Below are 26210 nucleotides of genomic sequence, written 5' to 3'. Positions count from 1 at the left end.
CCATATGTTCATCAAGGTCATCAACCCGAACACCACGTGGTCGATGACCGCCACGATCGAGGCGTGTGCCCGGGCCGTCGCAGGCCCGGGCACACGCGTCGAGGCGGTCAGCCCCGAGATGGGGCCCGCGTCGATCGAAAGCCACTACGACGAATCCCTGGCCGTACCCGGCCTTCTCGCCGAGATCGCGAAAGGAGAAGAAGACGGCGCCGACGGCTACGTGATCGCGTGCTTCGGCGACCCGGGCCTGGACGCCGCCCGTGAGGTCGCGACCGGACCGGTCGTGGGGATCGCCGAGGCCGCGATGCACACCGCGAGCTTCCTGGGCCGGGGCTTCTCCGTCGTCACCACCCTCGGCCGCACCACGGGCCGGGCCCGGGACCTGGCCGAGCGCTACGGACTCCGCGACGCGTGCCGGGGTATCCACGCGTGCGAGATTCCGGTGCTCGACCTCGAGACCGACCCCGACGCCCGCAAGATCATCACCGAGGCATGCCACGAGGCCCTCGAGACCGACGGCTCCGACGCGATCGTGCTGGGCTGCGCGGGGATGGCCGATCTGTGCGCGCGGATCTCCGCCGACATCGGCGCCCCCGTGGTCGACGGCGTTGCGGCCGCGACCCTCACGGTGCAGTCGCTGGTCACGATGGGCCTGACAACCGGCAAACGCGGCGAGTTCGCGCCGCCGCCGCCGAAGCCCTACACGGGAATCCTGAAGGGCTTCACAACAATCCGGTGAGCCGGCGCGACCCCTCGTGCAGGAATCGCAACTGCTCGTAGTCGGTCGGCGAGACGCGCAGCGGAGAGCCCTGCAGGCACAGTCCCCCGACGACCTCGGCCGCGTGGTTGCGGATCGGCACCGCCAGCGCCGACCGGCCCAGCCGGCACTCCTGATTCTCGAACGCGTGACCGTCGAGCTGCGCCTGCATCAGTTCGGCGCGCAGCACCTCCGGATCGCACACCGTGAAATCGGTGAGACGGCGCAGTTCGAGCCCCTCGTTCAACGCCGGATTGTGCGCCAGCATCACCTTGCCCAGTGCGTTCGCGTGCAGGTTCTTCGCGAGCAGCGTGATCCCGACGATCTCGTGATCGGGATCCTGGTCGACGAACCGCAGCCGCCCTCCCGCGAACGACGCCACGTGCAGCCCGAACCGGGTGTGCGAGCGCAACTCCTCGACGGTTTCGTGCAGGGTCGGTGACGTGTCCGTCGCGACCGCCGCGCGGGACAACTCGGCTGTGCGCCGGCCGAGCGCGAACCCCGACAGGTCCGGCACCCGAACCAGAAATCCGTCCGCGACGAGCAGATTGAGCATGCGGTAGGCGGTGGCGGGCGCGACCCCCGCGAACCGGGCGATCTCCTTCGCGGTCGCTCCCGGGCCGAGGTGTGCAACGGCCTCGAGCATGACGAGGGCCTTGCGCACCGCTTTCGGCTGCTGACCGCTGAACCCGACCTCGGCCTCGACGTGTGCGGTCATGCCCCGAACCCCGCGCCGGATTGCACCGACACGACCTGGGGCCGACCGTCGTCGTCCAGCACGAGTTCACCCGAGCCCGGGAGCAGGTCGATGGTTTCGATACTGTCGAAAGTCCCCATCGTCGTGAGGGACTCGGGTCGGAGTCGTCTCAGCAGCCACGCCCAGATCGTGCCGGACACGCCGACGATGAGCACCGCGACCGGCATCGCCCACGATCCGTGCGTCACGCCGTCGACGACCAGGTAGGCGAGCAGTCCCGCACCGACAAGGGCGATCCCGGCCGACAGCGCGGTGGTGGACGGTGCGTCCTCGCCGATCCGCCGCAGGAACCGCAGGCACGACACCGCGAGCAGGGTGTAGGCGATGACGATCGCGACCTCGACGAAGCTCTCGAAAGGGGTCGAATCCGCCACGAACACCAGCAGATACACACATGCGCCGGTGACGCTCGCCAGGCTGAACCACCCCACGGCGACGTACGGCGTGCGCAGCCGACGGTGGACCCGCGACAGGGACCTCGGCGCGGTTCCTTCGATGCCCATCGCCAGCAGAAGACGGGATCCGGCCTGCGCACAGCCGAGGGTGGAGGCGAGCCAGGAGCAGGTGACACCGACCTTCACGGCGATGACCATCCCGAGGCTCGCCCCGGATGCCGTGCCGTCGAAATAGGCGGCGACGACCGCATCCGCGTGACCGGACATGGCGGCCCACCCGGCGAAGACGAACGCGGCGCCGCACACCATCGGGGTGACGAGCACCGCGCGCGAGACGATCGTCAGCGGCCGTCGCGCCTCGGCCCCGAAGAAGGCGGCGCTCTCGAAACCGGCCATGCTGAACACGACCAGCATCGCGAGGAACGGCAGGGTTCCGGATATGGCCGGGGTACCGACGGTTTCGTCGAGGTCCGGACCTGCGACCATCAATACGCCGATCAGGACGAGCGAGCAGGCCTCGACGACGAGGATTGCGCGGGTCGCGAATCGCACCCCGCGCACGGTGATCAGCGCGACCGTCCCGGCGACCAGTGCGGTGGTCACCAGCAGCGGTGCCGTGCCCGGCAGGTCGATCCCGAGTGCCGTCCCGATTCCCAGCAGGCTGACGGCGGAGTTCGCGAGCACCGAGATCGAGATGCCGAGATATCCGAGCAGAAGCGCGGCCCCCACGGTCAGTGTCGCGCGGCGCGAGAGCCCGTGGAATGCGAAGCTGTACAGCGATCCCGCCGCGGCAAGGCGTCGCGTGAACTGGGTGATGCAGGAGGCGACGGCGACCACGACCGCGGTGGTTCCGACGATCGCGGCAAGGCCGGCGAAGCCCGGTTCCGCGGTGATGATCCAGGCGGCGATGAAGATCATCCCGGTTGCCGGCGCGATGGTCGACAGGGACTGCCCGATCAGATCGATCTGGGACAGCTGCCGGCGGCCCAGCGCCCGCAGCGGGGAGAACACCGGTGGCGCCTTCGGTTCGCTGTTGCGCGACCGCGCGATCGCTGCGGCGAGCGCGCCGCTGATCCGTGAACCACTACCGCCACGTCTGCCGCTACTCACCCCGGCCACCGTTCCCTTCGTGGGCCCGCGATCGGGACCGGGCCATCCGTAGGGACGGTATGAAGCGATTGTTTCCGGCATATTTCCTACCCATGTGCCGGGAATTGCGATTCTCGTCACGCGCTGCCCAGCGCACTCGTCCATGGCCGCCGGGACGGCAGCGGTGCCCGCTGTTTGCGCAGCCTAACGACCAGTGACAACCGCATATCTCCGAGAGCACGATGGACAGGCGCGCATGTCGGGGGTTGTCGCCGGCAGGGGGCTCCGGCACGGGTGGGGATACGGCGAGGATCTGTCCGCTTGCCGGTTGGGGAGGTCGAACGATGCGCCGACTCGTCGTGTGCTGCGACGGCACCTGGAACACACCGGGCCAATTAGCGCCTTCGAATGTGCGCCGCTTGTACAACGCCCTGGTGGACACTGCGACGGACGGGCAGACCGAGGGACGGGAGCAGCTGACTCGGTACCAGCCCGGGGTGGGGACCGTCAGTGGTGATCTGCTCGGCTGGCTACTGGGAGGAGCAACCGGGTTCGGGCTGTCGAGAGAGGTGACGGACGCCTACCACTGGCTGACCACCAGGTACCGGCCCGGGGACTCCATCGCGCTGTTCGGTTTCAGCCGCGGCGCCTTCACCGCGCGCAGCGTCGCCGGGATGATCGGAGCGTGCGGGCTGATCGAGACCGACTGCCTCGATCCGGCGACGCTCCGGCGTCGGATCCGGCACGTCTACCGGCAGCGGTACCGGCGGGGAGCGGCCGCCGATCCCGGCTGGCGCGACGGCCTCCGCTTCTCCTACGACCCCGCTCAGCCGGATCGGATCCCGGTGGACTTCATCGGTGTGTGGGACACCGTCGGAGCGCTGGGCATCCCGGACACGCTCGGCTGGACCAACCTGCTGGACCCTCCGACGCGGTACGCCTTCCACGACGTCAAACTCAACCGGCATGTGAAGCACGGGCGCCACGCGGTGGCGCTCGACGAGCAGCGGGCAGCGTTCACTCCGACGTTGTGGTCCGACCCGGAGCCGGGCCAAACCGTCGAGCAGGTGTGGTTCCCGGGCAGCCACATGGATGTCGGTGGCGGGCACCCACAGACGGGCCTGAGCGACGGTGCACTGCAATGGATGATCGACGAGTCGCGCGCCGCTGTCGGGCTCGCGTTCCGCGATGCGGTCGAGAAACAGATCCAACCCGACCCACTCGGCCAGATGCACGACGACAACCAAGGCATCTACGGTCTGCTCGAGCCGCTGTACGAGCCCGTCCTGCGACCGCTGGTCGAGCCGTTCATGCAGCCGCGGCCCCGCGCCACCCCCATGATCGACGCAGGTGGGAACAGCCTCTCGCTGCACTCGTCGGTGTACAGGCGTCACGAGACACCACCGATTACCAGCGGCCCCTACCGGCCCACCCGAACCCTTGCACCCGGAGAATCCGCCACCGTCGACGTATCCGCCAACAATCCGTGGAACTGGACCGGCCTCTACCTCGACGCCGGCGAGTACACCTTCGCCGCCGGCGGCGAATGGATGGATCTCCATATCGCGTCCGGTCCGGCCGGCACCACCGGCCGGCAGCAGTTTCACCCCCGGGAGGCGTTCCGCCTGGCCAGCAGCGCACTGGGTCTGGGCGAGCGGTTGTTCCGGCTCGTGACCGGGAACCCGCAGGCCGACTTCCTGCTGACCCGCAGGTACGAAGACCTGCCGTGGATGTCGCTGATCGGTGTCGTCGCCAACGACGCGATCCCCCTCAAGGGTGCCGAGGCCCTGCATCAGCGCATCGCCATCGGCGCAGGAACCACCGATCGGGTGTGCCGATCCGGATACCTCTACGCCTTTGCCAACGACGCGTGGGGCTTCTACGGCAACAATCGGGGCAGTGTGCGCCTCACGGTGACCAGGACGCGGTGACGCTACGGCCCTGTTGCCGACCTTCTCACCACGTGCCCGCAATTCGGCGGTGAGCCGCGGCGATCCGTCGCTTCCCTTCCTCCGGACCTTGTGCGATCAGCAATCCCCTGACGGGTGATTGCCGAGCGGACGGCCTCTCCGTCGCGGCACGCCCTCGTGTGTGACGGACACCGCGTCCACCGTTTCGCGGGTGTAACCCCAAGTGGAAATCCGCTCGGCGGCGACCGTCCGCAGATTGAGATCGCCCGCGGTCGGGCGCGCCCATCCGGCCCCTGAGAAATGCCACTACCAGCGCAAACCGCGCAAATCACCCACGGCATCCGGTTTCCACTCGGCGACCGCACAGTTGTTTCCTCCGCGCAGCAAGAGCGCCTCATCTGCTCGTCAGGATTTCCCCCGACGACAGAGAGGACGAAATCCATGATCTGGGTGGTGCTCGCATCGATCCTCGGTGGGACGCTTCTGCTCGCGGGCATTCCGAAGCTCCGCGACCGGGACGGGCTGCTGACGGTGGTGAAGGGATACCGGCTGCTGCCGGCCCCCGCGGAACGCGCGGTGGCGGCGACGCTGCCGTTCGTCGAGGTCGTGGTCGGTGCCCTGCTGATCCTCGGGATCGGCGGCCGGTGGCCGGCTGTGGCCGCAGCCCTGCTGTTCACGGCCTTCACCACGGGACTGACCGTGAACCTGGCGCGCGGCCGCCGCGACCTCGACTGCGGATGCTTCGCGTTCGGTGCCCACGAGGTCCCGCAGATCGGCTGGTTCCACGCGGCACGCGCGGCGTCGTTCACGGTGGCCGCGCTGGTGCTCGCTTTGGCCGGGTCCGTGTCCGTCACGGTGCCCGAACGTCTGGCCGCGGTGGCCGGCGGACTGCTGGTCGTGCTGGCCGTCGTCGCCGTCGCGCAGATCCGCTCGGTCGTGCACGTCGGACGGCGTCCGGTCGACGACTACCTGAGCGCCGCCTCGATCCGGTTGCGGGCGACGAGCACCGTCTCCCGTTACGGCTCGTGACTCTCTTTTTCCCGAAACAACTTTCGTAGACAGGACTGAATCGATGACGAACTTTCTGCTGGTGGCCGTCGTCGTGCTGACAATCGCGGTCGCACTGCTGTTCCTCATGACTCTGGCGCTCGCCCGGGAGATCGGCCGCGTCCAGGTGCGGCTCGGCCCGCTCGGCGCGCGGATGATGGACACCGGACCGAAGATCGAGCAGGCCGGGCCGTCGTTCTCCGGTCTCGTCGATCACCTCGGACGCTCGGTGAAGGTCGGCGGTCACCGCGACAAGCCGCAGCTGCTGATGTTCACGGCGCCGAGCTGCAGCACCTGCAAGAGCCTGCTGCCCGGTATGCGTGCGATGGCCCGCGCCGAATCCGACCTCGACGTCGTGATCATCTCCGACGGAACACCCGAGGAGCACAAGCAGTTCCTGGCCGGCGCAAACATCGGCACCGAACTCAGCTATGTCGACGCCCGTGACGTGGGCATCGCCTACCAGGTCGGGACCACGCCGTACGGCGTGATCCTCGACGAGCACGGCAAGATCCGCGGCAAGGGCCTGACCAACCACATGGCGCAGGTCGAGAGTCTGCTCAACGCTCTCGAATCCGGCACGCCGTCCCTCCAGCACCTCCACGCGCAGGCGAAGTCCGCCTGACCCACCCCCCGATAGAAGGAGGCGAACCGCCATGCAACACAACAATCCGGAACCGCATGAGGTGACGGAGCAGCGATATCCGGTCGACGAGGCCACCGTCCGTGAACAGGCCGCGTGGATGGCCGGTCAAGGCGGTTCCTTCATGAGCCGCACGGGACGCAAACTGTCCGAACGCACTTCGCGCCGCTCGATGCTCGGCAGGATCGGACGCTGGACGATGGGCGTCTCGGGTGTCGCGCTGATCAGCTCGCTGCCCGTCACGCGCACCGCGATGGCCCAGGAAACCCCGGCGCCGCCGCCCGCTCCGGATGCGCCCGACCCCCAGTTCATCACGTTCGACGGCAAAGATCCGGCCGAGTGCGAGTACTGGCGCTGGTGCAACATGGACGGCACCTCGTGTGCGGCGTGTAACGGTGGTGGCGTCACCACCTGCGCCCCCGGCAGCAAGCCGGGCGCCGAGTTCTGGGTCGGCTGCTGCACGAACCCCGACACCGGAAAGACCTACCTGATCGCCTACTACGACTGCTGTGGCGCACCGTCGTGTTCCAACGCGTTCTGCGGCGAGCCCGACATGCAGGCGATCATGTACAACCCGGTCTCGGGCAGCAACGACCAGGAGATCATCTGGTGCGTGTCCGACGAGTCCCAGGCCTACACCTGCACGATGGCCCCGATCATCGGCGAGGACTGCCAGACCCGTCCGGCCGCGCGCCCGAAGGTCGGTGCCGGCGCATGAAAACCGAACGCTCCAAGCGTCTTTCCCGGTCCGCCGCGGTAGTGGCGGCCCCTCTCGCTGCCGCACTCGTCCTGACGGGCTGCAGCTCGGACGACGATGCTTCGTCCAGCGGCGAGGTCACCTATCCCACCGTGCCGGTCATCCCGCCCGGTGAGGGCATCTCCCTCGGTCACGACGATCAGGAGATCGGCGACACCATCCCGGAACCCGTGCACGTCGGGTCGATCGATCCGATCAAGCCGACCGACCTGCTCGCCGTCGCCGGCGGCTTCGGCAAGCTCGAACTCGGCGTCAACGCCCTCGACCCGGTCACCGGTGTCGCGGGCAGCCGTTTCGTGGTGGGCCCCGGCATCTGGGATCCGGTCATCCACGGGTTCGTCGGCGAAACACCGGACGACCCCGCCGTTCTCGCGGCGGAGGTGTGGCGTCCGCGCGGGTCGCGCGGCGCCGCGGACTTCACGGTCAGCACCTACTCGGGCAACCTGCTCGAACCTTCGGAGGTCCTGCTCCCCGACTACGCCCGCGTCCACTCCCGGCCGGGATCCAACGCCGTGACCTCGGACGGCAAGTACTTCGTGACCTGGGACGACGGCCTGTACGGCGTCCGGGTCGTGGATCTGGAGGCGAAGAAGGAGAGCGGCTCGCTGCAGATCATCGGCTGCGGTCCGTTCACGTGGCTCGACGGGCACGAGCTGTACAGCGTCTGCGAGGACAACCGGGAGCTGATCCAGATCTCGATCGACGACGCCGGCGTGCCGACCGAGACGAAGCGAGCGAAGGTTCTGCCCGACGACTTCGTCAGTACCCGCAAGGTCACCTGGGCCGCCGACGCGAAGAAGGCGCTGCTGGTGAGCGAGAACGGCGACGTGTTCGTCTTCGACTTCTCGAACGGTCTGCCGGAGTCCGCGGTGGCACCGATCGGCAACGCCGGACAGGACAGCGGCCGGTTCGCCGGAAACGCCATCAACAACACCGGCAACCGCATCGCGATCGAGTACACGGACAGCGTGGTCCACCCCCACTCCGCTCGCGGCGGTGACGTGGTGAAGATCGAGCTGACCGACGCATCGAACTTCGCTCCGGTCAAGACGCTCGATCTCGCTGCGCTCGGCCTGACGAGCATCGACAGCATGACCTTCTCCGTCGACGGCAGCACGCTGTACGTCCTCGGTGCCGGTCCCGAGGTCGACGGCGAATCCAAGCAGACGATCGTCGGCATCTCGTCCGAAACCGGCGACAAGGTCAGCTCGGCCGAGATCACCGGCAACGTCGAGGATTTCGGAACACTACTCACCCCTCAGGTATTGGAATGACCCGATCAGGACCGATCCTGGATCGCCGCGGGTTCCTCCGCATCGGCTCCCTCGGAGCCGGTGCGGTGGGCCTCGGCATCCTGGGTCTGGGTGCGGCGTCCTGCAGTTCGGCCGATGCGGCCGACTCAGGCGCCCCGCCCGACTACATCTCGCCCACCGACCCCGAGATCGCCGCGGCCGAACAGGCCCGCCGTTGGAACGGAAAGGAGGTTCCGGTAGCGCTCGCCGCGGGCGTGGCCACCGTCGATCTCGGCGGCCGGCTCGTCGACACCTGGTCGTACGGCGGCCGCGCGGTGGCACCTGAACTGCGGGCGAGTGTGCGCGACAAGATGCTCGTGTCGGTGCGCAACGACCTGGAAGTGGACACGACCCTGCATTGGCACGGTATCCGGATCCGCAACGACATGGACGGTGCGGCACCGGTGACGCAGGATCCGATCGCACCGGCGGGCGCGTTCGTGTACGACTTCGTCGTTCCCGACCCGGGCACGCACTGGTACCACTCGCACAGCGGCCTGCAGGCCGATCGTGGACTGTTCGGGGCCCTCGTCGTCGAGGACCCGGACGACCGCTCGGGTGCGGATGTCGACGTCGTGCTCGTGCTCGACGACTGGATCGACGGGCTCGGCACCACACCTGAAGCGGTGCTGGCGGCGCTCAATCCGGCGATGGCCGGCGGTCACGGCCACGGCGGGCACGGCGGTGGCACGGCCGTCGAACACAGCGCCGAGCAGATGTCGGTGGCCCAGGCCGCCGTCTCCGGTGGGCACGGTTCCTCGACGCCGCTCGGCGGGATGACCCAGCACATCGGGTATCCGCTGCACCTGATCAACGGGCGCCCGCCCAACGACCCCGAGGTCGTGACGGCGGCACCGGGCAGCCGGGTGCGGCTGCGGATCATCAATGCGGCCGCCGAGACGCCGTACCGCTTCGCGATCGCCGGGCACGAACTGACGGTGATCGCGGCGGACGGCTTCGACGTCACCCCGACGACCACCGACACCCTGATCATCGGGATGGCGCAGCGCTACGACGTGCTCGTCACGTTGAAGTCCGGCGCCTGGCCGGTGGTCGCGAAAGTCGAGGGCCGGGACGGTCACGCGTCGACCGTGCTGCGCTCCACCGATGCCGCTCCCCTGTCGAATCCCGATGTGGGGCCGGTCATCCCGGAACTCGCCGGTAGGCTGCTCGCCGAGAGCGCGCTGCGGCCGGCCGATGCGGTCCGGCTCGATTCGCGGCCCGTCGACCGGGACTACCGGGTCGAGCTGATCCAGGCCGGCGACCGGTACGTGTGGGGCATGGCCGGACCCGACGCCGGGAAACTGGTCATGCGCCAAGGGGAACGGGTGCGCATCACGATGGCGAACACCACAACGATGTGGCATCCGATGCACACCCACGGACACACGTTCGCGATTCCCGAATACGGCGGTCTGCGCCGTGACACCGTCAATGTCCTACCCGGCACCGAACTCGCGATCGAGTTCGACGCCGACAATCCGGGCGAGTGGATGTTCCACTGCCACAATGCCTATCACTTCGAGGCGGGTATGACCGCGAACCTGCGGTATATCCGATGAGAGGACACCCCGTGAAGAAACTGCTTCCACTGGCCGCGGCACTGATCGCCGCTTCCGGACTGACCGCGTGCGGATCGTCCGATGCGGCGACCGAACCCGCCGTCGTGATCGACGTGACGAACATGTCGTACTCGCCCGCGTCGGTCACCATCGAGAAGGGCCAGACCGTCCAGTGGCGGTTCGACGACAACGGGTTGCCCCACGACGTCGCCGGTGACGGCCCGCTCGACGGTGTGCTGCAGAGCGAACTGCTCACCGAGGGCACCTACGAATTCACCTTCGACGAGGCCGGCACGTTCACGTACCACTGCACACCGCACGCGTCGATGGTCGGCACAGTGATCGTGCAATAGTGCAGCCGCGCAGACTCGTTCGGCATCGCTGGATCCTCGCCTGCGGTGTCCTCGCCACCGCGGCGGCCGGATGCGCCGGAGAGGAAGCGCCCGACGCGGTGATCGAGATCAGCAACGTGCAGTTCAGCCCGATGGACGTCGTCGTGCCGGTCGGCGGCACCGTCGAATGGCGGTTCGAGGACGGCGGTGTCCTCCACCACGTCGAGTCGCCCGGTGCCTTCGACAGCGGGATCACAGGCGACGGCACCTACACGCACACGTTCGACCAGGCCGGGACGTACACGTACACGTGCTCGATCCATCCGTACATGACCGGCACCGTCACCGTCCGCTGACACCCCAGCGGAAGTTCGAAGACAGCAACCGACCAGGAGGTTCCCATGACCGCCGTCCTGTCCCATCAACCGATCGAGACCGATCTCCCCGACATCCGCCCGACCCTCGAAGGCGCGGTGTCCGTGCAGGCACGCCTCGGCATGGCTGCCGGTGCCGCCGTCGTCGGCGCGGGTGTCGCGACTCTCGCCTCCCCGACGACGTCGACGGCGCTGACCGCCGCGGTCGTCGGCGCGGGCCTCGTCACCTCGCTGGCCGCGAACTGGTCGACATGTGGCATGTCGGTGGCCGGGGTCGTCGCGGCACCGAAGCAGCCCAACCGCAAGGGCTCATCGACGCCGCTGCGCCGGCTCGGCTGGCACGCGCTGGGCTCGGTGAGCACCGGCGCGGTCACCGGTGCGCTGCTCGGCGCGATCGGATCGGTCACCGCCGCACACCTGTCGCCGCTGTGGCTGCTCGCCGGATGGGCCCTATTCGCGCTCGCCTACGGCCTGCACGAGATCGGTGTGCTCACGATGCCGGCGCCGATGCGCCGTCAGCAGCTCCCCCGGCACCTGCGTCGGACCATGGAGCCGTGGAAGGTGTCGCTGCTGTTCGGCGCGATCATCGGCCCCGGTTTCATGATCTTCATCCGGTCCAGCGCGTACTACCTGCTGGTGCTCGGCGTGCTCGCGGTCGGCTCCCCCGCCCTGGGCGCGGCGATGTTCACCGTCGTCTCGCTCGGCCGGTGCATGCCGAGTGTCGCGGCCATCATCCACTCCCGCCGCGGCGGCACGATGCCCGGCTTCCTGTCGGTGATGTGCGTCGTCGATCGTCGCGTGCAGGCAGTGACCGGCGCTGCGCTGGTCGGCCTGGCCGCGTTCGCCGCGCTCGCGCTGGTCTGACGTCCGCCACGAAGACGAGTGTGCAGAAGTTGTCGCGGCGCCTCGGCGCGTCGCGACAACTTCTGCACGTTCACCGCGAGGGGTGACACGTAGGGTGGTCCGGACCCGTCGAGGTGGAGGTACGGAACACGATGAGCGACCCCGGATCCGGTACGTCGCGCGCCGTCACGGGGTGGACGTACGGCCTGTTGTTCGTCGCGATCGCCGCGTGCGGGGTGATCGTGAGCGGCCTGCTCCGCGACCCCGAACCAGAACTGACCACCACACCTCCGACGACCACGACGGCCGCGCCGGCCGCCGCCGAGGAATACACCTACGTCACCGAACCGGTGACCTACCCGACGACCATCCCCGGATGCGAGAGCGTCGAACCACCCGGTGACGACGCAGGGTTCCTCTCCTTCTCCGGCAGCGACTTCGGGTACGACAACCCCGCGTATCCGTGGTTCTCGGGACCGAAGGCGGTCGCGATGACCGACGCAGTCGTCCGCGCGTTGCCGGACGACGCCGACATGGTCTTCGCGTCGCCCCGGCAGTCCCTGCTGTTCGGACCGATCCTCGATCCGTCTTTCGAGAACGACGCGGACCGCGCCCGGTTCGGCGGTTTCACGACGGCATATGCGACGATCCGCCGCGACGAGGACGCCGGGGCGCTATCCCTGTCCGTCCGGGCGTCGACGACGCCCGTCCCGCCGTGTGTCGCCGGCAGGCTCGATGAACGCCGCGTGCTCGACGACGGCACCGTCGTGGACGTCAATGACACGTGGTCCGAAACCAACGGGGTGCGAACGGTGTTCCGGAGCGCGCAGGCGTACGCCCCCGACGGTTCCGAGATCAGCGCGCACATCGACGACACCGACAGCACGACCGGGGACGCCGTCCACTCTGGCCATCCCCCGCTGACCGTCGACGAACTCGTCGCCCTGGTCTCCGTACCCGAACTGCGTGTGAGCGCACCGGTTCCGCCCGGCACGCCGACCGTCCCGGAATCGTGCTCCTCGCCCTCGGACAGTGACCCGATCGACGCCGCGACCGCCGCCCGGCTGGACGGTGTGCTGGCGGGGATTCCCGTCGCCGACCTCGCGGTGGATAGCCCGCTCGGTGAACTGCGACCCGCAGGTTTCGACGGCGCAGGATTGTGCCAGGCCGTGCGCGTCACGACGCCCGGAAGCGAATCGACGCTGACCGTCGCGGTCGCGGCAGGACAACCACGCCCATCCGCTACACCCGACGACGAGGCGCCCACCCCGACCACCGGGAGCGGATTCGTCGAGACCCGAGAACTACCGGACGGCACGGTAATCCAGCGGCGGGAGTACATCCTCACGACGCAAGGACTCGCGGCAGGTTCGGTCCCCGTGACGAGTACGACCCGGACGGTGACCGTGACCCGCCCGTCGGGCACCCGGGTCGATGTCACCTCCCGCGCCGATATTCCGGACGAACCGCTACCGATGGAGCGCCTCGAGCAGATCGCGTCGACGCCGGGCCTGGAGGTGTGACGGTGGCGGTAACCAGGGAGATTCGAAACCTCTTGTGTGCCGCGGTCGCCGCCGTCGTGACCACGGCCGGCGCTGTCGCGGTGATCGCCCACGCCGACGGCGACGGCACCCGCAAGATCACCGGAACCGTCGACGCGGCGCCCGGCCTCGGCTGGACCGTCGAGGCGCGCACCGTCCACGGACACGAGTCGGCGCAGTTCCGGGATCCTGTGTACGGCAGCGAATACGACTGGGGCATGCCGGGTTTCCTCGATCTCGGCGACACCGCCGTCGCGCTCGTCGGTGTCCCGGGCGGCATGGCCCTGGACGATGCGCACCTCGTCGGTGTCGACGCCGACTCCGGACGGATCCGGTGGCTCAGCCCCGCGAGCGACCTGGCCGGATGCGCGGATTCCGCGGTGGATGCAACCCTGGTGTGCTTCACTCCGGGCTGGTCCGACGATCCGGCGCTGGTCGGCTACGACCTCGTGACGGGTGAGATCACCCGCGTCCCCACCGAGTGGGGCACCTTCGCGATCGCCGCCACCGACGACCGTCTCTACGTCGCGGAAGGCAGCGTCGAGAACGACGACGTGCGGGTGCACGCAGGAACTCTCCTCGATCCCGACGCGCACTTCACCCGCGCGTTCGACATGGGCACCGGCTGGGACGACACCGCCCTACCCGACGCCCTCGATGTGCACCACGGACAGGGACTGCTCACGCTCGGTACCGACATCGCCGGATTCGACCTCGACACCGGCGACGAGACGTGGACCGCGCAGGCGGACGGCTGCTCCCGCGTCCAGCCGACGCTCGGCGCGCTGGTCGTGCGCGTGCACGTCGAGTGCGACGGTCTCCGTGTCACCGGATCCGACCTGCTCGACGGCACCGGAGCCGTCATCGCCGCCACCGACAGCGCCGCGGCGCACTCCCCTGCGTTCGACGGCCCCGCCGACGACACCGTACCGGTCCTGCTCGGCGACGGCGCGTACGACCGGGCCACCGGTGACCCGGTGTGGTCCGCCCCGGAACTCGTGTCGGTGCCACGGGAACCGGACGAGTACAACGCCAACACCCGGTTGGGCACGGTGCGTGCCGTGCTCGGCGACGTCGCGCTGCTGACCGATCACACCGCCCACACCGAGACCGGACTCGACCTGCGCACCGGGACCAGGCTGTGGCAGAACGTGCCCGAACGGTCCGGCACGGTGCTGGGCCACACCGAAGACCTCATCGTGCAGTCCGATTTCACCGGCCTGTGGGCGATGGACGTCCGGACCGGGGACCTCGAGTGGGATATCCCGTTCCTTGCGGTCGACAACGATCCGGACGCGCTCGGTGACGGGGGAACGCTCAGCGTCCGCCCCGGCGACCGGTACGTCTACGTTTCGGCGCGCTCGATTATCGGCCTGCGCCCACTCTGACTGTCGGGCAACGGCATTCGAGTGCATGTTCACCACTCCACGCTCACCGGAAATCCTTGTCGGCGGTGTCGAGCACGATCCGGAGGACGGCCTTCGATGCCGGGTTGGGGTCGTCGCGTCGCCATGCCACACGAAGGTCGACGTCGGGGGTGGACTCGTCGAGCGGAACGAACACGACATGGGGATCGTTGACGTTCGCCGCCACCGACGCCAGGGTCAGGTGACACCCGACCTCGGCGCTGACCAGCGCCAATGCCGTCTGGGTGTCCGGAGCGACCTGGACCACGTCGGGGACGAAACCTCCGGCGCGCGCGAGCCGGCGCAACCGATCGGGAAGGACCGCGCCCTCGTGCGGGGGCAGGGAGACGAAGCCTTCCGCAGCGAACCGAGCGATCGACAGTCGCTGTTCCCCCGCCAGCGGATGGGTGTCCGGTAGTGCTACGACGAGCGAGTCCTGCATCACCACGCGTACGGCCACCTCGGCGGGGACGATGTCCCAGCGGCCCAGCGCGATGTCGGTCTCGCCGCTCACGAGCTTCTTCATCGCGGGCTGGGCGAAGTTCTGGCTGGAGAGCTCGAGCTGGATGCCGGGCCGCTGCGAACGCACCACCCGGGCGAGGCGAGCGACGAGCTGGTGGGTCGACGCCCCGGCGAACGCGATGCGGACGAGTCCGACGTCTCCGTCGTCGGCGGCGCGGACCGCGGCCTCGGCCCGGCGCAGCGCGTCGAGTACGTCCCGGGCAGGGCCGACGAGCGCCTCTCCACTCGCCGTGAGTTTCACCGCCCGGGTGCTGCGGGAGAACAACTCGGTGTCGAGTTCGCGTTCGAGTTGCTTGATGGTGCGGCTCAGTGGGGGCTGCGCTCGATGCAGCTTCTCGGCTGCACGACCGAAGTGCAGTTCCTCGGCAACCGCCAGGAACGCCTGGAGTTGTGAGATCTCCACCTGATCCGCCCTTCTACCTCGGGTGATGCTTTTCATGTCATTTCAGAACTACCGATTAGGTATTGGACCGATCATAATCCCGTCGCCATAGTTGGTGACATGTCCCTCCTCGAAACCGAAGTCCCCGACGACGTCTTCGCCGACATCCTCGGGCACGTCAGAGAATTCGTCCGCACTCGCGTGGTCCCTCGGGAGCAGGAGATCGCCGAGACCGACGCCATCCCCGACGACATCCGGGCCGCCGTCAAGGAGATGGGCCTGTTCGGCTACGCCGTTCCGCAGGAATGGGGCGGCCTGGGCCTGAACCTGATGCAGGACGTCGAACTCGCCATGGAACTGGGATACACCACCCTGTCGCTGCGCTCGATGTTCGGAACCAACAACGGCATCGCCGGGCAGGTCCTGGTCAACTTCGGCACCGACGAGCAGAAGAAGCGGTGGCTCGAAGGTATCGCCTCCGGCGACGTCGTCGCCTCCTTCGCCCTGACGGAGCCGGGTGCCGGTTCGAACCCCGCCGGACTGCGCACCAAGGCCGTGCGCGACGGCGACGACTGGATCATCACGGGCGAGAAGCGGTTCATCACCAACGCACCGATCGCCGATCTGTTCGTCGTCTTCGCGCGCACGCGTCCGGCCGACGAGAACGGCACCGGCATCGCGGTCTTCCTCGTCCCGGCGGACGCCGACGGTGTGCAGGTGGGCAACAAGGACGCCAAGATGGGCCAGGCCGGCGCCTGGACCGCGGACGTGCACTTCGACCAGGTCCGGGTTCCCGCGGCAGCGCTGGTCGGCGGCAACGAGGACGTGGGCTACAAGGCCGCGATGATCTCGCTCGCCCGCGGCCGCGTGCACATCGCCGCGCTGGCCGTCGGGCAGGCACAGCGCGCCCTCGACGAATCGGTCGCGTACGCGGCTGCGGCAACTCAGGGCGGCACCCCGATCGGCAACTTCCAGCTGGTGCAGGCGATGATCGCCGATCAGCAGACCGGGGTGATGGCCGGCCGCGCGCTCGTCCGTGACGCCGCGAAGGCATGGGTCGAGGAGACCGACCGCCGTATCGCCCCCTCGGTGGCGAAGCTGTTCTGCACCGAAATGGTCGGAAAGGTCGCCGATCTCGCCGTGCAGATCCACGGCGGCAGCGGGTACATGCGCGAGGTCGCCGTCGAACGGATCTACCGCGACGTGCGCCTGCTGCGCCTGTACGAGGGCACCAGCGAAATCCAGCGCCTGATCATCGGGGGCGGACTCGTGAAGCAGGAACAGAAGGCAAAATGACACTCCCCCTCGAGGGCGTGACCGTCGTCGCGCTCGAACAAGCCGTGGCGGCACCGCTGGCCACGCGGAACCTTGCCGATCTCGGAGCCCGCGTGATCAAGGTCGAACGCCCCGACGGTGGCGACCTCGCGCGCGGCTACGACCACGTGGTGCACGGCACGGGCGCGCACTTCGTGTGGCTCAACCGAGGCAAGGAATCGATCGCCGTCGATCTCAAGCGGCCGGAAGGACGCACGGCCGTACGGAATCTCGTCGATCGTGCGGATGTCTTCCTGCAGAACCTCGCGCCCGGCGCGGCCGAGCGACTCGGGTTCGGAGCCGAACGACTGCGTGCCGATCACCCCGAACTGATCGTGGTGAACCTCTCCGGGTTCGGCGCGGGCGGGCCGATGGAACAACGCAAGGCCTACGACATGCTCGTACAGGCCGAGGCCGGCCTGATCTCGATCACGGGCACGCCCGAAACCCCGGTGAAGACAGGTATCCCCACGGCCGATATCGCGTCCGGAATGTATTGTGCCCAAGCGGTTCTTGCAGCCCTGTTGCGGCGGGGACGCACCGGTGAGGGATCCGTGATCGACGTGTCGATGCTCGAGGCCACGGTCGAGTGGATGGGCCACTCGATGTACACGCAGATGTACACGGGCGAGCAGCCACCGCGCATGGGGCTGAGCCACACGTCGATCGCGCCGTACGACGCGTATCCCACTCGAGACGGCCAGGTACTGATCGGTGTGCAGAGCGAGAACGGTTGGCGCGCACTGGTCCACGACGTCCTCGAAGCGCCCGAACTCGCCGACGATCCCCGCTTCGCGACAAACATCGACCGCGTGAAACATCGAGCCGAGTGCGACGCCGCGGTGGCCGAACGAACCGCTCACCGGTCGACCGCCGAACTCGATGCGAAACTTGCCGCTGCCGGTGTTCCCGCGGCGCAGGTCAAGCAGATCGAGCAGGTCGTCGCCCATCCGCAACTCGCCGCCAGAAACCGCTGGCGCACCGTCGGCACCGAGAACGCCGAGGTCGAGGCGCTGCTTCCCCCGGCGACCTTCAGCGATGTCGAGGCCCGCATGGGCGACGTCCCCGCGCTCAGTCAGCACACTCGTGCACTGCTCGAGGAATCCGGAATGGATTCGGCCGACGTCGAATCCGCCCTCGAAGCGGGAATCGCCGTGCAATCGACCAAGCTCCATTCCGCTTCGACGCGGTGACACACACGGACCCGACCGAGTCGGGTCACAACGAAAGGATTCTAATGCTGTCAGGACGCACCGCGGTGATCACCGGAGGCGCTCAGGGGATCGGATACGCGATCGCCCGTACGTTCGCCGACAACGGCGCCCGGGTCGTGATCGGCGACCTCGATGAGTCCAAGGCGAAGGATGCTGCTGCTTCGCTCGGAACCGAGGCGCTCGGCGTCGGCTGCAACGTGGTCTTCTCCGACGACGTGGCCCGTCTGCTCGACGCTGCCGTCGAATCGTTCGGATCGCTCGACGTCATGGTCAACAACGCCGGCATCACCCGCGACGCGACGATGCGCAAGATGACCGAACAGCAGTTCGACGACGTGATCTCTGTTCACCTGCGCGGATGCTGGAACGGCACCCGTCTGGCGGCCGGGATCATGCGTGAGAACGGCGGCGGATCGATCATCAACCTGTCCTCGATCTCCGGCAAGGTCGGTTTCGTGGGTCAGACGAACTACTCCGCGGCCAAGGCCGGAATCGTCGGCCTGACGAAGGCGGCTGCCAAGGAGGTCGCACATCTCGGGGTACGGATCAACGCCGTTCAGCCCGGTCTCATCCGCACGGCGATGACCGAAGCGATGCCACAGAAGGCGTGGGACCAGAAGATGTCCGAGATCCCCATGCAGCGGGCCGGCGAACCGTCCGAAATAGCTTCCGTCGCCCTCTTCTACGCGTCGAACCTGTCCTCGTACATGACCGGCACCGTCGCGGAGGTCACCGGCGGACGCTACATGTAGAGCGGACTGTTCCACATCGGAACACCGTCACTTCGGCCTGTCGCTCTAGCGTGGGAGCGGTAGCCATGGTGCCCGTCACATCGGTGCCACCGCGGCGGACGACAACACATCGGGACGCGAACCGACCGTGTCCTGCGAGCCGACAGGACGACCTCATGACCACAGACATGACCACAGAACGCTTCCAGCGAGGCCTCGACCGCATGATGGGGCTCGTCTCCACCGAGCACTCCAACACGTTCGATCACGCCAAGCTCGTCGAGTCCTACAAGGATCTCGACACCGAGCTGCCCGACTACATCGTCTCGTTCGCGTTCGGGGACATCTACTCCCGGACGAGCCTGAGCCGGCAGGAGCAGACGCTCGTCACCATCTCCACGTTGGTCGCCCTGGGCACCGAGCCGCAGCTGAAGCTGCACATCAATGTGGGTTTCAATGTGGGCCTGACCAAGGAGAAGATCGTCGGCGCTCTGATCCAGTGCATCCCCTACATCGGATTCCCGCGCGTCCTCAACGCCCTGACTCTGCTCAAGGAAGTCATGGCCGAGCGCGGCCTCGAGGTCGAGTCGCCCACCAACTGAGGCGACATCCCGCGGCACATCAGGGTCCGTGCGGATCGCCGCCCCACCCACTCAATATCTCTAGGAAACCCTCATGCACTTGGCTATCGGACTCGGGCCCATCGGCGGAAGTGTCGGCGCACATCTCGCCGAGCTGGGCCGGAAGGTGTACGGCTACGACTTCAACCAGGATCGCCTCCGCGAGTGGTCGCAGGAGACCGGGTCGCCGGCCGGTAGCGACCTGGCGGACGTCGATTGGCCGTCCGTCGACAGTGTCCATGTCGCGGTGCGGCTGGCGGACCAGGTCTCGTCGGTGTTCGAGGCCCTGACGGCCCACACCGCCCAGCCGTTGACCGTCTTCGTCCACACCACGCTCGCGCCCGCGGACGCCCGGAAGATCCTGCCCTCGGCCCCGGACGGCTGGCGTGTCTTCGAGGCCCCCGTGTCGGGCGGCCCCCAGGGTGCACGCCACGGCACGATGACCGTCTTCCTCGCCGGACCCGCTCCCACCGACGCCGAAAACGCTCTGCTGGAAGACATCTCCGGCCGTGTGTTCCGCATGCAGTCCTACGGACAGCCGGCCATCGTGAAGCTGCTCAACAACACCCTCGCCACCTACAACCTGGCCGCCGCCGCACGGATGCTCGCTGTCGCCGAGCAGTCGGGGGTCGCAGCCCGGGACCTCTTCGACGTGATCGGAGTGTCCACCGGCCAGAGCTGGATGGGCGACAACCTCGCCGATGTCCAGTACGACCTGCTGCTCAAGGATGTCGAGTTGCTCCGCGGCGAAATCGGCTCGCTTCCCGCCGTGGATCTCGGCGACGAAGTCGAGGCGAACATTCTCCGAGCACGTGAACTGCTGACCAGCGGTTCCGAAAATCGTTGACCGAGAACGAATAACACCGACACCACCGGGCGGGTCGCTTCCCGCCGGGAACATGTCCCCGCGCAGAGGGGTCGGACGAGGTTGGCTCCTCGTCCGGCCCCTCTCCGCGTGTCCGGTGCTGCGCAGACCTGTCGGCGCGACAGGATGTTCCGGATGTGTTTCACATCGGAACAGCTGTGTGCCGGAATACAGGCCTAATTTCGAATACAGACCTCGTGTCGACTGTCACACGGGATCGACACGGCGGGAGACGCCACAGGAAGCGGAACGCAGGGGTTTTCCGCTTCGGGTCGGATTCGACACCAATCTCATCGCACCGAACGAAGGCAATTTCCATGACTGCACAGATCGCACCCAGCTTCGTCGACGCCGTTGTCATCGGCGCCGGATTCGGCGGCATCTACGCCGTGCACAAGCTGCACAACGAACTCGGGCTGACCACCGTCGGTTTCGACAAGGCGGAAGGCCCCGGTGGCACCTGGTACTGGAACCGTTACCCCGGTGCCCTCTCCGACACCGAGAGCCACCTCTACCGCTTCTCGTTCGACCGCGACCTGCTGCAGGACGGCACCTGGAAGACCACCTACATCACCCAGCCGGAGATCCTCGAGTACCTGGAGAGCGTCGTCGAGCGGTTCGACCTGCGCCGCCACTTCCGGTTCGGCACCGAGGTCACCTCCGCGATCTACCTGGACGACGAAAGCCTGTGGGAGGTCACCACCGACAAGGGTGAGGTCTACCGCGCCAAGTACGTCGTGAACGCCGTCGGTCTGCTCTCCGCGATCAACTTCCCCGACCTGCCCGGTCTGGACACCTTCGAGGGCGAGACCATCCACACCGCGGCCTGGCCCGAGGGCAAGAGCCTCGCCGGCCGTCGCGTCGGTGTCATCGGCACCGGATCCACCGGCCAGCAGGTCATCACCGCCCTGGCCCCCGAGGTCGAGCACCTCACCGTGTTCGTCCGGACCCCGCAGTACTCCGTGCCGGTCGGCAACCGACCGGTCACGAAGGAACAGATCGACGCGATCAAGGCCGACTACGACGGCATCTGGGACCGCGCCAAGAAGTCCGCGGTGGCCTTCGGCTTCGAGGAGTCCACCCTGCCGGCCATGTCGGTGTCGGAGGAGGAGCGCAACCGCATCTTCCAGGAGGCCTGGGACCACGGCGGCGGCTTCCGCTTCATGTTCGGGACCTTCGGCGACATCGCCACCGACGAGGCCGCCAACGAAGCCGCCGCATCGTTCATCCGCAGCAAGGTCGCGGAGATCATCGAGGATCCGGAGACCGCCCGCAAGCTGATGCCGACCGGTCTGTTCGCCAAGCGTCCGCTGTGCGACAGCGGCTACTACGAGGTGTACAACCGGCCGAACGTCGAGGCCGTCGCGATCAAGGAGAACCCGATCCGCGAGGTCACCGCGAAGGGCGTCGTGACCGAGGACGGCGTGCTGCACGAACTCGACGTGCTCGTCTTCGCCACCGGATTCGACGCGGTGGACGGCAACTACCGCCGCATCGAGATCCGTGGCCGGGACGGCCTGCACATCAACGACCACTGGAACGGTCAGCCGACGAGCTACCTGGGTGTCACGACCGCGAACTTCCCCAACTGGTTCATGGTCCTCGGACCCAACGGCCCGTTCACGAACCTGCCGCCGACCATCGAGACGCAGGTCGAGTGGATCAGCGACACCGTCGAATACGCCGAGCGCAACGGCATCCGCGCCGTCGAGCCCTCGCCGGAGGCCGAGGAGGAGTGGACCGAGACCTGCACGGAGATCGCGAACGCCACGCTGTTCACCCGAGGCAACTCGTGGATCTTCGGCGCAAACATTCCGGGCAAGAAGCCGAGCGTTCTGTTCTACCTGGGCGGGCTGGGCAACTACCGCGGCGTTCTCTCCGGGGTCGTCGCCGACGGGTACCGCGGCTTCGAGCTGAAGTCCGCTGTCCCGGTGACGGTCTGACCTGCCGACCGTACGGAGGGAGGGGGTGCCGCCGATCGGCGGCACCCCAGCGGTCGGATGCACACATCGCCGGGGTTCGACAGGGATCGGACCGGAGGGGGTTTTCATGCGCAACGAGGGATATCGATGATCGGATTGCCAAGCTGGAGAGCGCCGTACGACTTCGCCGAACGAATCGTCGCGCCGCCGGCCGAAGCGTTGGTGCGCAGCGATCGGTTCGCGGCAGTTACCGCCACCGTTTTCGGTATCCGGCGTGCCGTGGGCGATGGCCTGAACGGTCTCGCCGCGACGGTGTGGCACCTGGTCAATCTGCCGGCCGGCAGCGACCTGCATCGGATGCACGCACAGCTCGGGGCGTTGGACCGGGACGTGCGGCGGCTGTCGCTGCAGCTCGAGCAGCGCGACACCGCTCGAACAGGGAGTGATGGACGATGACGATCGACGTCGAAGCACCGGGCATCGTCGGCCGTGTGGGCCGGGAGCTCGAACGTTCCGTGCTCCGGGCACGCAACGGAATTCGTATGGCGGCGGGAATCTCACGACCCGAGGTGGGGACGACGCCCAAGGATGTGGTGTGGCGCCACGGTCGCACCGAACTGTGGCGGTACCGCAACGACGACGTGCGGGTCTCGCCCCCGCTCCTGATCGTCTTCGGCCTGTTCTCGCGTAGCTACATCCTGGATCTGCAGAAGGGCAACAGCTTCGTCGAGCAGCTCGTGGACGCCGGATTCGATGTGTACCTGCTGGATTGGGGGGTTCCCGACGAGCGCGACGCGGCGAACCGGTTGGAGGACTACGTCGACGACTACATTCCCGCCGCGGTCGAAGAGGTGCGCCGCATCTCGGGAACCGAACAGGTCAACATGCTCGGTTACTGCTTCGACAGCGTCCTGTCCCTGCTCTATGCCGCCCACCATCGCGACGCGCCGCTGCGCAGCCTGGCCGTCGTGTCCGCGCCGATCGACCTGCAGCAACTGGGACCGTTGACCAGCGTGCTCGGCACGGTCGAGCAGGATGTCGAGAAACTGCTCGATGTCGACGGCAATGTGCCGCCGCGGGTGGTCCACCAGGCGTTCCAGATTCTGAAGCCGACCACGCAGATCACCCGGTACGTCGACTTGTTCGACAAGCTGTGGAACGACGACTACGTCACGGCCTATCAGGCGATGATCGGTTGGGCCACCGATCACGTCCCGCTCCCCGGTGGGGTCGCACGGCAATTGGCGGAGATGACCCGGACCAACGCGCTCGTCGACGACACGATCGTCCTCGGCGGAGACCGGGTCCACCTCTCCGACATCACGGTGCCGTTCCTGACGGTGCTGGGCGACCGCGACCACATCGTGCCGGAGGCGTCCGCCGCCCCGCTCATCGATCTGGTCGGCTCGTCCGACAAACACGAGTTGCGGCTCGAGGGCGGGCACGTGGGAGTGCTCGTGGGCCGGACCGCGGCGAAGAAGACCATCCCCGCCATCATCGAATTCCTCCTCCGACGAAGCGAGACCATCACATGACCAGCACCTCGCAACGAGGTATGTCGGCACCGGGTGATCTGCTCCACTACACCGAGTACCCGCGAGCGGCCCTCGACGGGGCGCTCCTCGCGTGCGCGGCACCCCTGTTCGCCACACTTCCGCGTGGAGACAACCATCCCGTGCTCATCCTGCCGCGCCTGCACGGAACCGACATGTCCGCGGCGCCGATGCATTTCGTGCTCCGGGGACTCGGATACCGGACCTACGGGTGGCGGCTCGGCCGCAACATCGGCCCCACCGGCAAGGCGGTGCACGGTATGCGGGCACGGCTGGACTACCTGACCAACCGGTTCCAGCAGCCGGTCACGGTCATCGGGTGGAGTCTCGGGGGTATCTACGCCCGCCAGCTGGCTCGTCGCACTCCGGAAGCCGTCCGGCAGGTCATCACGCTGGGCAGCCCGATCCGTCTGGCCCGGCACGAGCAGAGCCGCGCCAACCGGCTGTTCCATTCGTACGCCCACCAGCACATCGAGCCGTTGGACGTACCGCTCGAACGGGGCAAGGGTCCGCTCCCGGTCCCTGCGACGTCGATCTACAGCCCGCTCGACGGCGTCGTTGCCTGGCGGACCTGCCTCGACGAGCCGTCCGAGCGTGCGGAGAACATCGCCGTCCTGGCCAGCCACATCGGGATCATCCGTCACCCGGCGGCGTTGTGGGCCGTCGCGGACCGTCTCGCCCAACCCGTCGGCAGGTGGACCCCGTTCCGGCCCCCGCCGTGGCTGTGGATGGCCTACCCAGAACCCGAAAGTCCCGCACCGGAAAGCCTCTCATGACGAACCTCGCTCACATCCTCACCGAGTCCGCGCGCCGATATCCCGATCGGCCCGCCCTTCGTGTCGACGACGACGCCGTCACCTATGCAGATCTCGACGCCCTGACCGCGCGTGCCGCGGCTCGCCTCCGGGCCCGAGGAGTCCTGCCGGGTGACCGAGTCGCGATCGCACTGCCGAACGTTCTGGCATTCCCGGTTCTCTACTACGGCGTTCTTCGCGCCGGCGCGACCGTCGTGCCGATCAACCCGCTGCTCAAGTCCCGCGAACTCGAGCACCATTTCCGTGATTCCGGTGCCGTGCTCGCGTTGGTGTGGAGCACGGTGACGGCCGAGGCGGAGTCCGCTGCCGCAGCGACCGGAACCGAGACCGTCGTCGTCGACGAGGAGACCGTCGCGGCCGTCGCGGAGTGGCCGGCCGCCGAGGACGTCGCTCCGCGTGAGGAGGACGATACGGCAGTCATCCTCTACACCTCGGGCACGACCGGCACCCCGAAGGGTGCCCAGCTCACACACGCGAATCTGCGTCGCAACGCCATCACATTCGTCGACATGTTCGACTTCGGGCCCGGCGACGTGGTGGCGGGGTGCCTGCCGTTCTTCCATGCGTTCGGGCAGAGCAACGCACTGAACGCCTCCATCCTGGCGGGCGCGAGTGTGTCACTGGTACAGCGCTTCGACGCTGCGAAGGTTCTGCACCTCATCGAGCGGCACGGGGTGACCGTGTTCGAGGGCGTTCCCACGATGTATGTCGGCCTGCTCCACACCGATCGCGGGCAGGTCGACACCTCGAGCCTGCGCATGTGTGTCTCCGGTGGTGCCGCATTGCCGGTCGAGGTTCTGAACGGCTTCGAGGAGACCTTCGGCGCCCCGATTCTCGAGGGTTACGGTCTGACCGAGACGTCGCCGACCGCCACCTTCAACCGGCTCGGCCACACGAAGCCCGGCTCGATCGGACTGCCCATCGACGGTGTCGACATGAAGGTGGTGGACAGGAACGGCGCCGAGGTCCCGTCCGGTGAGGTCGGCGAGATCGTCATCCGGGGGCACAACGTGATGAAGGGCTACTGGAACCGTCCGGAAGCCACCGCGGCGGCGATCGTCGACGGATGGTTCCATACCGGCGACATGGCCGTCCGCGACGACGACGGCTTCTACTTCGTCGTCGACCGCAAGAAGGACATCATCATTCGGGGCGGGTACAACATCTACCCGCGCGAGATCGAAGAAGTGCTCTACGAGCATCCCGCAGTGCGCGAGGCCGCGGTCATCGGTGTGCCGCACGCGACGCACGGTGAGGAGGTCGCCGCCGCGATCACCTTGCGTGCCGGCGCCGCCGCGACACCCGACGAACTCCGCGAGTACGTCAGGACCCGCGTGGCCGCCTACAAGTATCCGCGCCATGTCTGGCTGGTCGACAGGCTTCCCAAGGGAAGCACCGGCAAGATCCTCAAGCGCGAGATCGACTTCCCCGCAGAGCTTCTGGGGACTTCTACGCCCTCCGGTCGGGATCGGGGCCATCGGCCGTCCGACCCGAACGGGCGCCACCGGCACACCGAACCGGCCGCCGCGCCGACCACATGACGAAACCTGCTCCCCCATCGGAGAAC

General features: G+C 67.8%; 25 protein-coding genes. 22 read left to right on the top strand and 3 right to left on the bottom strand.

The features are described 5' to 3' along the window. Positions 1 to 4: 4 nt before the first annotated feature. Positions 5 to 739 (top strand): aspartate/glutamate racemase family protein, encoded by a 735-nt coding sequence (locus ACWDTS_RS15965; RefSeq protein WP_450111335.1) that lies wholly within the window; start codon positions 5 to 7, stop codon positions 737 to 739. On the opposite strand, the gene ACWDTS_RS15960 is transcribed toward ACWDTS_RS15965, so the two are convergent. After that, positions 723 to 1475 carry an IclR family transcriptional regulator gene (locus tag ACWDTS_RS15960; RefSeq protein WP_450118574.1) on the bottom strand — a complete coding sequence of 251 codons (753 nt, stop codon included), beginning with the start codon at positions 1473 to 1475 and terminating at the stop codon, positions 723 to 725. The two genes, ACWDTS_RS15965 and ACWDTS_RS15960, sit on opposite strands and share 17 nt — an antisense overlap. Next, positions 1472 to 3019 carry an APC family permease gene (locus ACWDTS_RS15955; protein ID WP_450118573.1) on the bottom strand — a complete coding sequence of 516 codons (1548 nt, stop codon included), beginning with the start codon at positions 3017 to 3019 and terminating at the stop codon, positions 1472 to 1474. Before ACWDTS_RS15955 ends, ACWDTS_RS15960 begins: the two co-directional genes overlap by 4 nt. Before the next feature lie 221 nt (positions 3020 to 3240). Here ACWDTS_RS15955 and ACWDTS_RS15950 point away from each other — a divergent pair, with 221 nt between their 5' ends. From ACWDTS_RS15950 to ACWDTS_RS15900, 11 genes are all read left to right on the top strand, one after another. Then, entirely contained in the window at positions 3241 to 4929 is a 1689-nt protein-coding gene (locus tag ACWDTS_RS15950; RefSeq protein WP_450118572.1) for a DUF2235 domain-containing protein, read from the top strand. A gap of 420 nt (positions 4930 to 5349) precedes the next feature. Continuing rightward, complete coding sequence (locus ACWDTS_RS15945; protein WP_450111333.1) at positions 5350 to 5937, top strand: MauE/DoxX family redox-associated membrane protein; 588 nt, start codon at positions 5350 to 5352, stop codon at positions 5935 to 5937. A gap of 43 nt (positions 5938 to 5980) precedes the next feature. Beyond that, a complete protein-coding gene (locus ACWDTS_RS15940) occupies positions 5981 to 6580 on the top strand; it encodes a redoxin domain-containing protein (protein ID WP_450111332.1) in 600 nt (199 codons plus the stop codon). A 31-nt stretch (positions 6581 to 6611) separates the two neighbouring features. Continuing rightward, the gene (locus ACWDTS_RS15935; RefSeq protein WP_197250081.1) at positions 6612 to 7316 is read left to right on the top strand and encodes a methylamine dehydrogenase light chain; all 705 of its coding nucleotides are present in this window, start codon (positions 6612 to 6614) and stop codon (positions 7314 to 7316) included. Continuing rightward, positions 7313 to 8629, top strand: coding sequence for a hypothetical protein (locus ACWDTS_RS15930; RefSeq protein WP_450111331.1), 1317 nt, complete (start codon positions 7313 to 7315; stop codon positions 8627 to 8629). The genes ACWDTS_RS15935 and ACWDTS_RS15930 overlap by 4 nt, the downstream gene beginning before the upstream one ends. Continuing rightward, a complete protein-coding gene (locus ACWDTS_RS15925; RefSeq protein WP_450111330.1) occupies positions 8626 to 10209 on the top strand; it encodes a multicopper oxidase family protein in 1584 nt (527 codons plus the stop codon). The genes ACWDTS_RS15930 and ACWDTS_RS15925 overlap by 4 nt, the downstream gene beginning before the upstream one ends. Before the next feature lie 11 nt (positions 10210 to 10220). Further along, positions 10221 to 10562: a cupredoxin domain-containing protein gene (locus ACWDTS_RS15920; protein ID WP_197250084.1), complete on the top strand. Its 342-nt coding sequence runs from the start codon at positions 10221 to 10223 to the stop codon at positions 10560 to 10562. A 32-nt stretch (positions 10563 to 10594) separates the two neighbouring features. Next, positions 10595 to 10897, top strand: a complete 303-nt coding sequence (locus tag ACWDTS_RS15915; protein ID WP_197250092.1) for a cupredoxin domain-containing protein — start codon at positions 10595 to 10597, stop codon at positions 10895 to 10897. Between the two features lie 45 nt (positions 10898 to 10942). Continuing rightward, entirely contained in the window at positions 10943 to 11779 is an 837-nt protein-coding gene (locus ACWDTS_RS15910) for a methylamine utilization protein (protein ID WP_450111329.1), read from the top strand. A 131-nt stretch (positions 11780 to 11910) separates the two neighbouring features. Further along, positions 11911 to 13281 (top strand): hypothetical protein, encoded by a 1371-nt coding sequence (locus ACWDTS_RS15905; RefSeq protein ID WP_450111328.1) that lies wholly within the window; start codon positions 11911 to 11913, stop codon positions 13279 to 13281. 2 nt (positions 13282 to 13283) lie between these two features. Further along, positions 13284 to 14687, top strand: coding sequence for an outer membrane protein assembly factor BamB family protein (locus tag ACWDTS_RS15900; protein ID WP_450111327.1), 1404 nt, complete (start codon positions 13284 to 13286; stop codon positions 14685 to 14687). Between the two features lie 43 nt (positions 14688 to 14730). On the opposite strand, the gene ACWDTS_RS15895 is transcribed toward ACWDTS_RS15900, so the two are convergent. Beyond that, complete coding sequence (locus tag ACWDTS_RS15895) at positions 14731 to 15630, bottom strand: LysR family transcriptional regulator (protein ID WP_197251628.1); 900 nt, start codon at positions 15628 to 15630, stop codon at positions 14731 to 14733. A gap of 99 nt (positions 15631 to 15729) precedes the next feature. On the opposite strand from ACWDTS_RS15895, the gene ACWDTS_RS15890 reads away from it, so the two are divergent. The 10 genes from ACWDTS_RS15890 to ACWDTS_RS15845 all read left to right on the top strand — a co-directional run bounded on the left by ACWDTS_RS15890 (position 15730) and on the right by ACWDTS_RS15845 (position 26184). Continuing rightward, positions 15730 to 16905, top strand: coding sequence for an acyl-CoA dehydrogenase family protein (locus ACWDTS_RS15890; RefSeq protein WP_450118571.1), 1176 nt, complete (start codon positions 15730 to 15732; stop codon positions 16903 to 16905). Then, positions 16902 to 18116 (top strand): CaiB/BaiF CoA transferase family protein, encoded by a 1215-nt coding sequence (locus ACWDTS_RS15885; protein WP_450111325.1) that lies wholly within the window; start codon positions 16902 to 16904, stop codon positions 18114 to 18116. Before ACWDTS_RS15890 ends, ACWDTS_RS15885 begins: the two co-directional genes overlap by 4 nt. Before the next feature lie 44 nt (positions 18117 to 18160). Continuing rightward, on the top strand, positions 18161 to 18889 hold the full coding sequence (gene fabG, locus ACWDTS_RS15880; RefSeq protein ID WP_450111324.1) for a 3-oxoacyl-ACP reductase FabG: 729 nt from the start codon (positions 18161 to 18163) through the stop codon (positions 18887 to 18889). A gap of 155 nt (positions 18890 to 19044) precedes the next feature. Beyond that, positions 19045 to 19470, top strand: a complete 426-nt coding sequence (locus tag ACWDTS_RS15875; protein ID WP_231610343.1) for a carboxymuconolactone decarboxylase family protein — start codon at positions 19045 to 19047, stop codon at positions 19468 to 19470. A 73-nt stretch (positions 19471 to 19543) separates the two neighbouring features. After that, positions 19544 to 20335 (top strand): NAD(P)-binding domain-containing protein, encoded by a 792-nt coding sequence (locus ACWDTS_RS15870; RefSeq protein ID WP_450111323.1) that lies wholly within the window; start codon positions 19544 to 19546, stop codon positions 20333 to 20335. 335 nt (positions 20336 to 20670) lie between these two features. Then, positions 20671 to 22296: a flavin-containing monooxygenase gene (locus ACWDTS_RS15865; RefSeq protein ID WP_420749870.1), complete on the top strand. Its 1626-nt coding sequence runs from the start codon at positions 20671 to 20673 to the stop codon at positions 22294 to 22296. Positions 22297 to 22422: 126 nt separating this feature from the next. After that, positions 22423 to 22731 (top strand): hypothetical protein, encoded by a 309-nt coding sequence (locus ACWDTS_RS15860; protein ID WP_420749871.1) that lies wholly within the window; start codon positions 22423 to 22425, stop codon positions 22729 to 22731. Further along, the gene (locus tag ACWDTS_RS15855; protein ID WP_450118570.1) at positions 22728 to 23810 is read left to right on the top strand and encodes an alpha/beta fold hydrolase; all 1083 of its coding nucleotides are present in this window, start codon (positions 22728 to 22730) and stop codon (positions 23808 to 23810) included. The genes ACWDTS_RS15860 and ACWDTS_RS15855 overlap by 4 nt, the downstream gene beginning before the upstream one ends. Beyond that, the gene (locus ACWDTS_RS15850; protein ID WP_450111320.1) at positions 23807 to 24604 is read left to right on the top strand and encodes an esterase/lipase family protein; all 798 of its coding nucleotides are present in this window, start codon (positions 23807 to 23809) and stop codon (positions 24602 to 24604) included. Before ACWDTS_RS15855 ends, ACWDTS_RS15850 begins: the two co-directional genes overlap by 4 nt. Then, positions 24601 to 26184 carry a long-chain-fatty-acid--CoA ligase gene (locus tag ACWDTS_RS15845; protein ID WP_450111319.1) on the top strand — a complete coding sequence of 528 codons (1584 nt, stop codon included), beginning with the start codon at positions 24601 to 24603 and terminating at the stop codon, positions 26182 to 26184. The genes ACWDTS_RS15850 and ACWDTS_RS15845 overlap by 4 nt, the downstream gene beginning before the upstream one ends. The last annotated feature ends 26 nt before the right edge of the window (positions 26185 to 26210 follow it).

The organism is Rhodococcus sp. NPDC003383 (genome assembly GCF_053589115.1).
The sequence above is the reverse complement of the archived record's forward strand: the minus strand, read 5'-3'. Positions and strand labels throughout refer to the sequence as shown.

Excerpts from the sequence above, each read along its gene's own strand:
- ACWDTS_RS15965 (WP_450111335.1), top strand. The coding sequence starts at position 5 with ATGTTCATCAAGGTCATCAACCCGAACACCACGTGGTCGATGACCGCC.
- ACWDTS_RS15960 (WP_450118574.1), bottom strand. The coding sequence starts at position 1,475 with ATGACCGCACACGTCGAGGCCGAGGTCGGGTTCAGCGGTCAGCAGCCG.
- ACWDTS_RS15950 (WP_450118572.1), top strand. The coding sequence starts at position 3,241 with ATGGACAGGCGCGCATGTCGGGGGTTGTCGCCGGCAGGGGGCTCCGGC.
- ACWDTS_RS15945 (WP_450111333.1), top strand. The coding sequence starts at position 5,350 with ATGATCTGGGTGGTGCTCGCATCGATCCTCGGTGGGACGCTTCTGCTC.
- ACWDTS_RS15940 (WP_450111332.1), top strand. The coding sequence starts at position 5,981 with ATGACGAACTTTCTGCTGGTGGCCGTCGTCGTGCTGACAATCGCGGTC.
- ACWDTS_RS15935 (WP_197250081.1), top strand. The coding sequence starts at position 6,612 with ATGCAACACAACAATCCGGAACCGCATGAGGTGACGGAGCAGCGATAT.
- ACWDTS_RS15930 (WP_450111331.1), top strand. The coding sequence starts at position 7,313 with ATGAAAACCGAACGCTCCAAGCGTCTTTCCCGGTCCGCCGCGGTAGTG.
- ACWDTS_RS15925 (WP_450111330.1), top strand. The coding sequence starts at position 8,626 with ATGACCCGATCAGGACCGATCCTGGATCGCCGCGGGTTCCTCCGCATC.
- ACWDTS_RS15910 (WP_450111329.1), top strand. The coding sequence starts at position 10,943 with ATGACCGCCGTCCTGTCCCATCAACCGATCGAGACCGATCTCCCCGAC.
- ACWDTS_RS15905 (WP_450111328.1), top strand. The coding sequence starts at position 11,911 with ATGAGCGACCCCGGATCCGGTACGTCGCGCGCCGTCACGGGGTGGACG.
- ACWDTS_RS15890 (WP_450118571.1), top strand. The coding sequence starts at position 15,730 with ATGTCCCTCCTCGAAACCGAAGTCCCCGACGACGTCTTCGCCGACATC.
- ACWDTS_RS15885 (WP_450111325.1), top strand. The coding sequence starts at position 16,902 with ATGACACTCCCCCTCGAGGGCGTGACCGTCGTCGCGCTCGAACAAGCC.
- fabG (WP_450111324.1), top strand. The coding sequence starts at position 18,161 with ATGCTGTCAGGACGCACCGCGGTGATCACCGGAGGCGCTCAGGGGATC.
- ACWDTS_RS15875 (WP_231610343.1), top strand. The coding sequence starts at position 19,045 with ATGACCACAGACATGACCACAGAACGCTTCCAGCGAGGCCTCGACCGC.
- ACWDTS_RS15870 (WP_450111323.1), top strand. The coding sequence starts at position 19,544 with ATGCACTTGGCTATCGGACTCGGGCCCATCGGCGGAAGTGTCGGCGCA.
- ACWDTS_RS15865 (WP_420749870.1), top strand. The coding sequence starts at position 20,671 with ATGACTGCACAGATCGCACCCAGCTTCGTCGACGCCGTTGTCATCGGC.
- ACWDTS_RS15860 (WP_420749871.1), top strand. The coding sequence starts at position 22,423 with ATGATCGGATTGCCAAGCTGGAGAGCGCCGTACGACTTCGCCGAACGA.
- ACWDTS_RS15855 (WP_450118570.1), top strand. The coding sequence starts at position 22,728 with ATGACGATCGACGTCGAAGCACCGGGCATCGTCGGCCGTGTGGGCCGG.
- ACWDTS_RS15850 (WP_450111320.1), top strand. The coding sequence starts at position 23,807 with ATGACCAGCACCTCGCAACGAGGTATGTCGGCACCGGGTGATCTGCTC.
- ACWDTS_RS15845 (WP_450111319.1), top strand. The coding sequence starts at position 24,601 with ATGACGAACCTCGCTCACATCCTCACCGAGTCCGCGCGCCGATATCCC.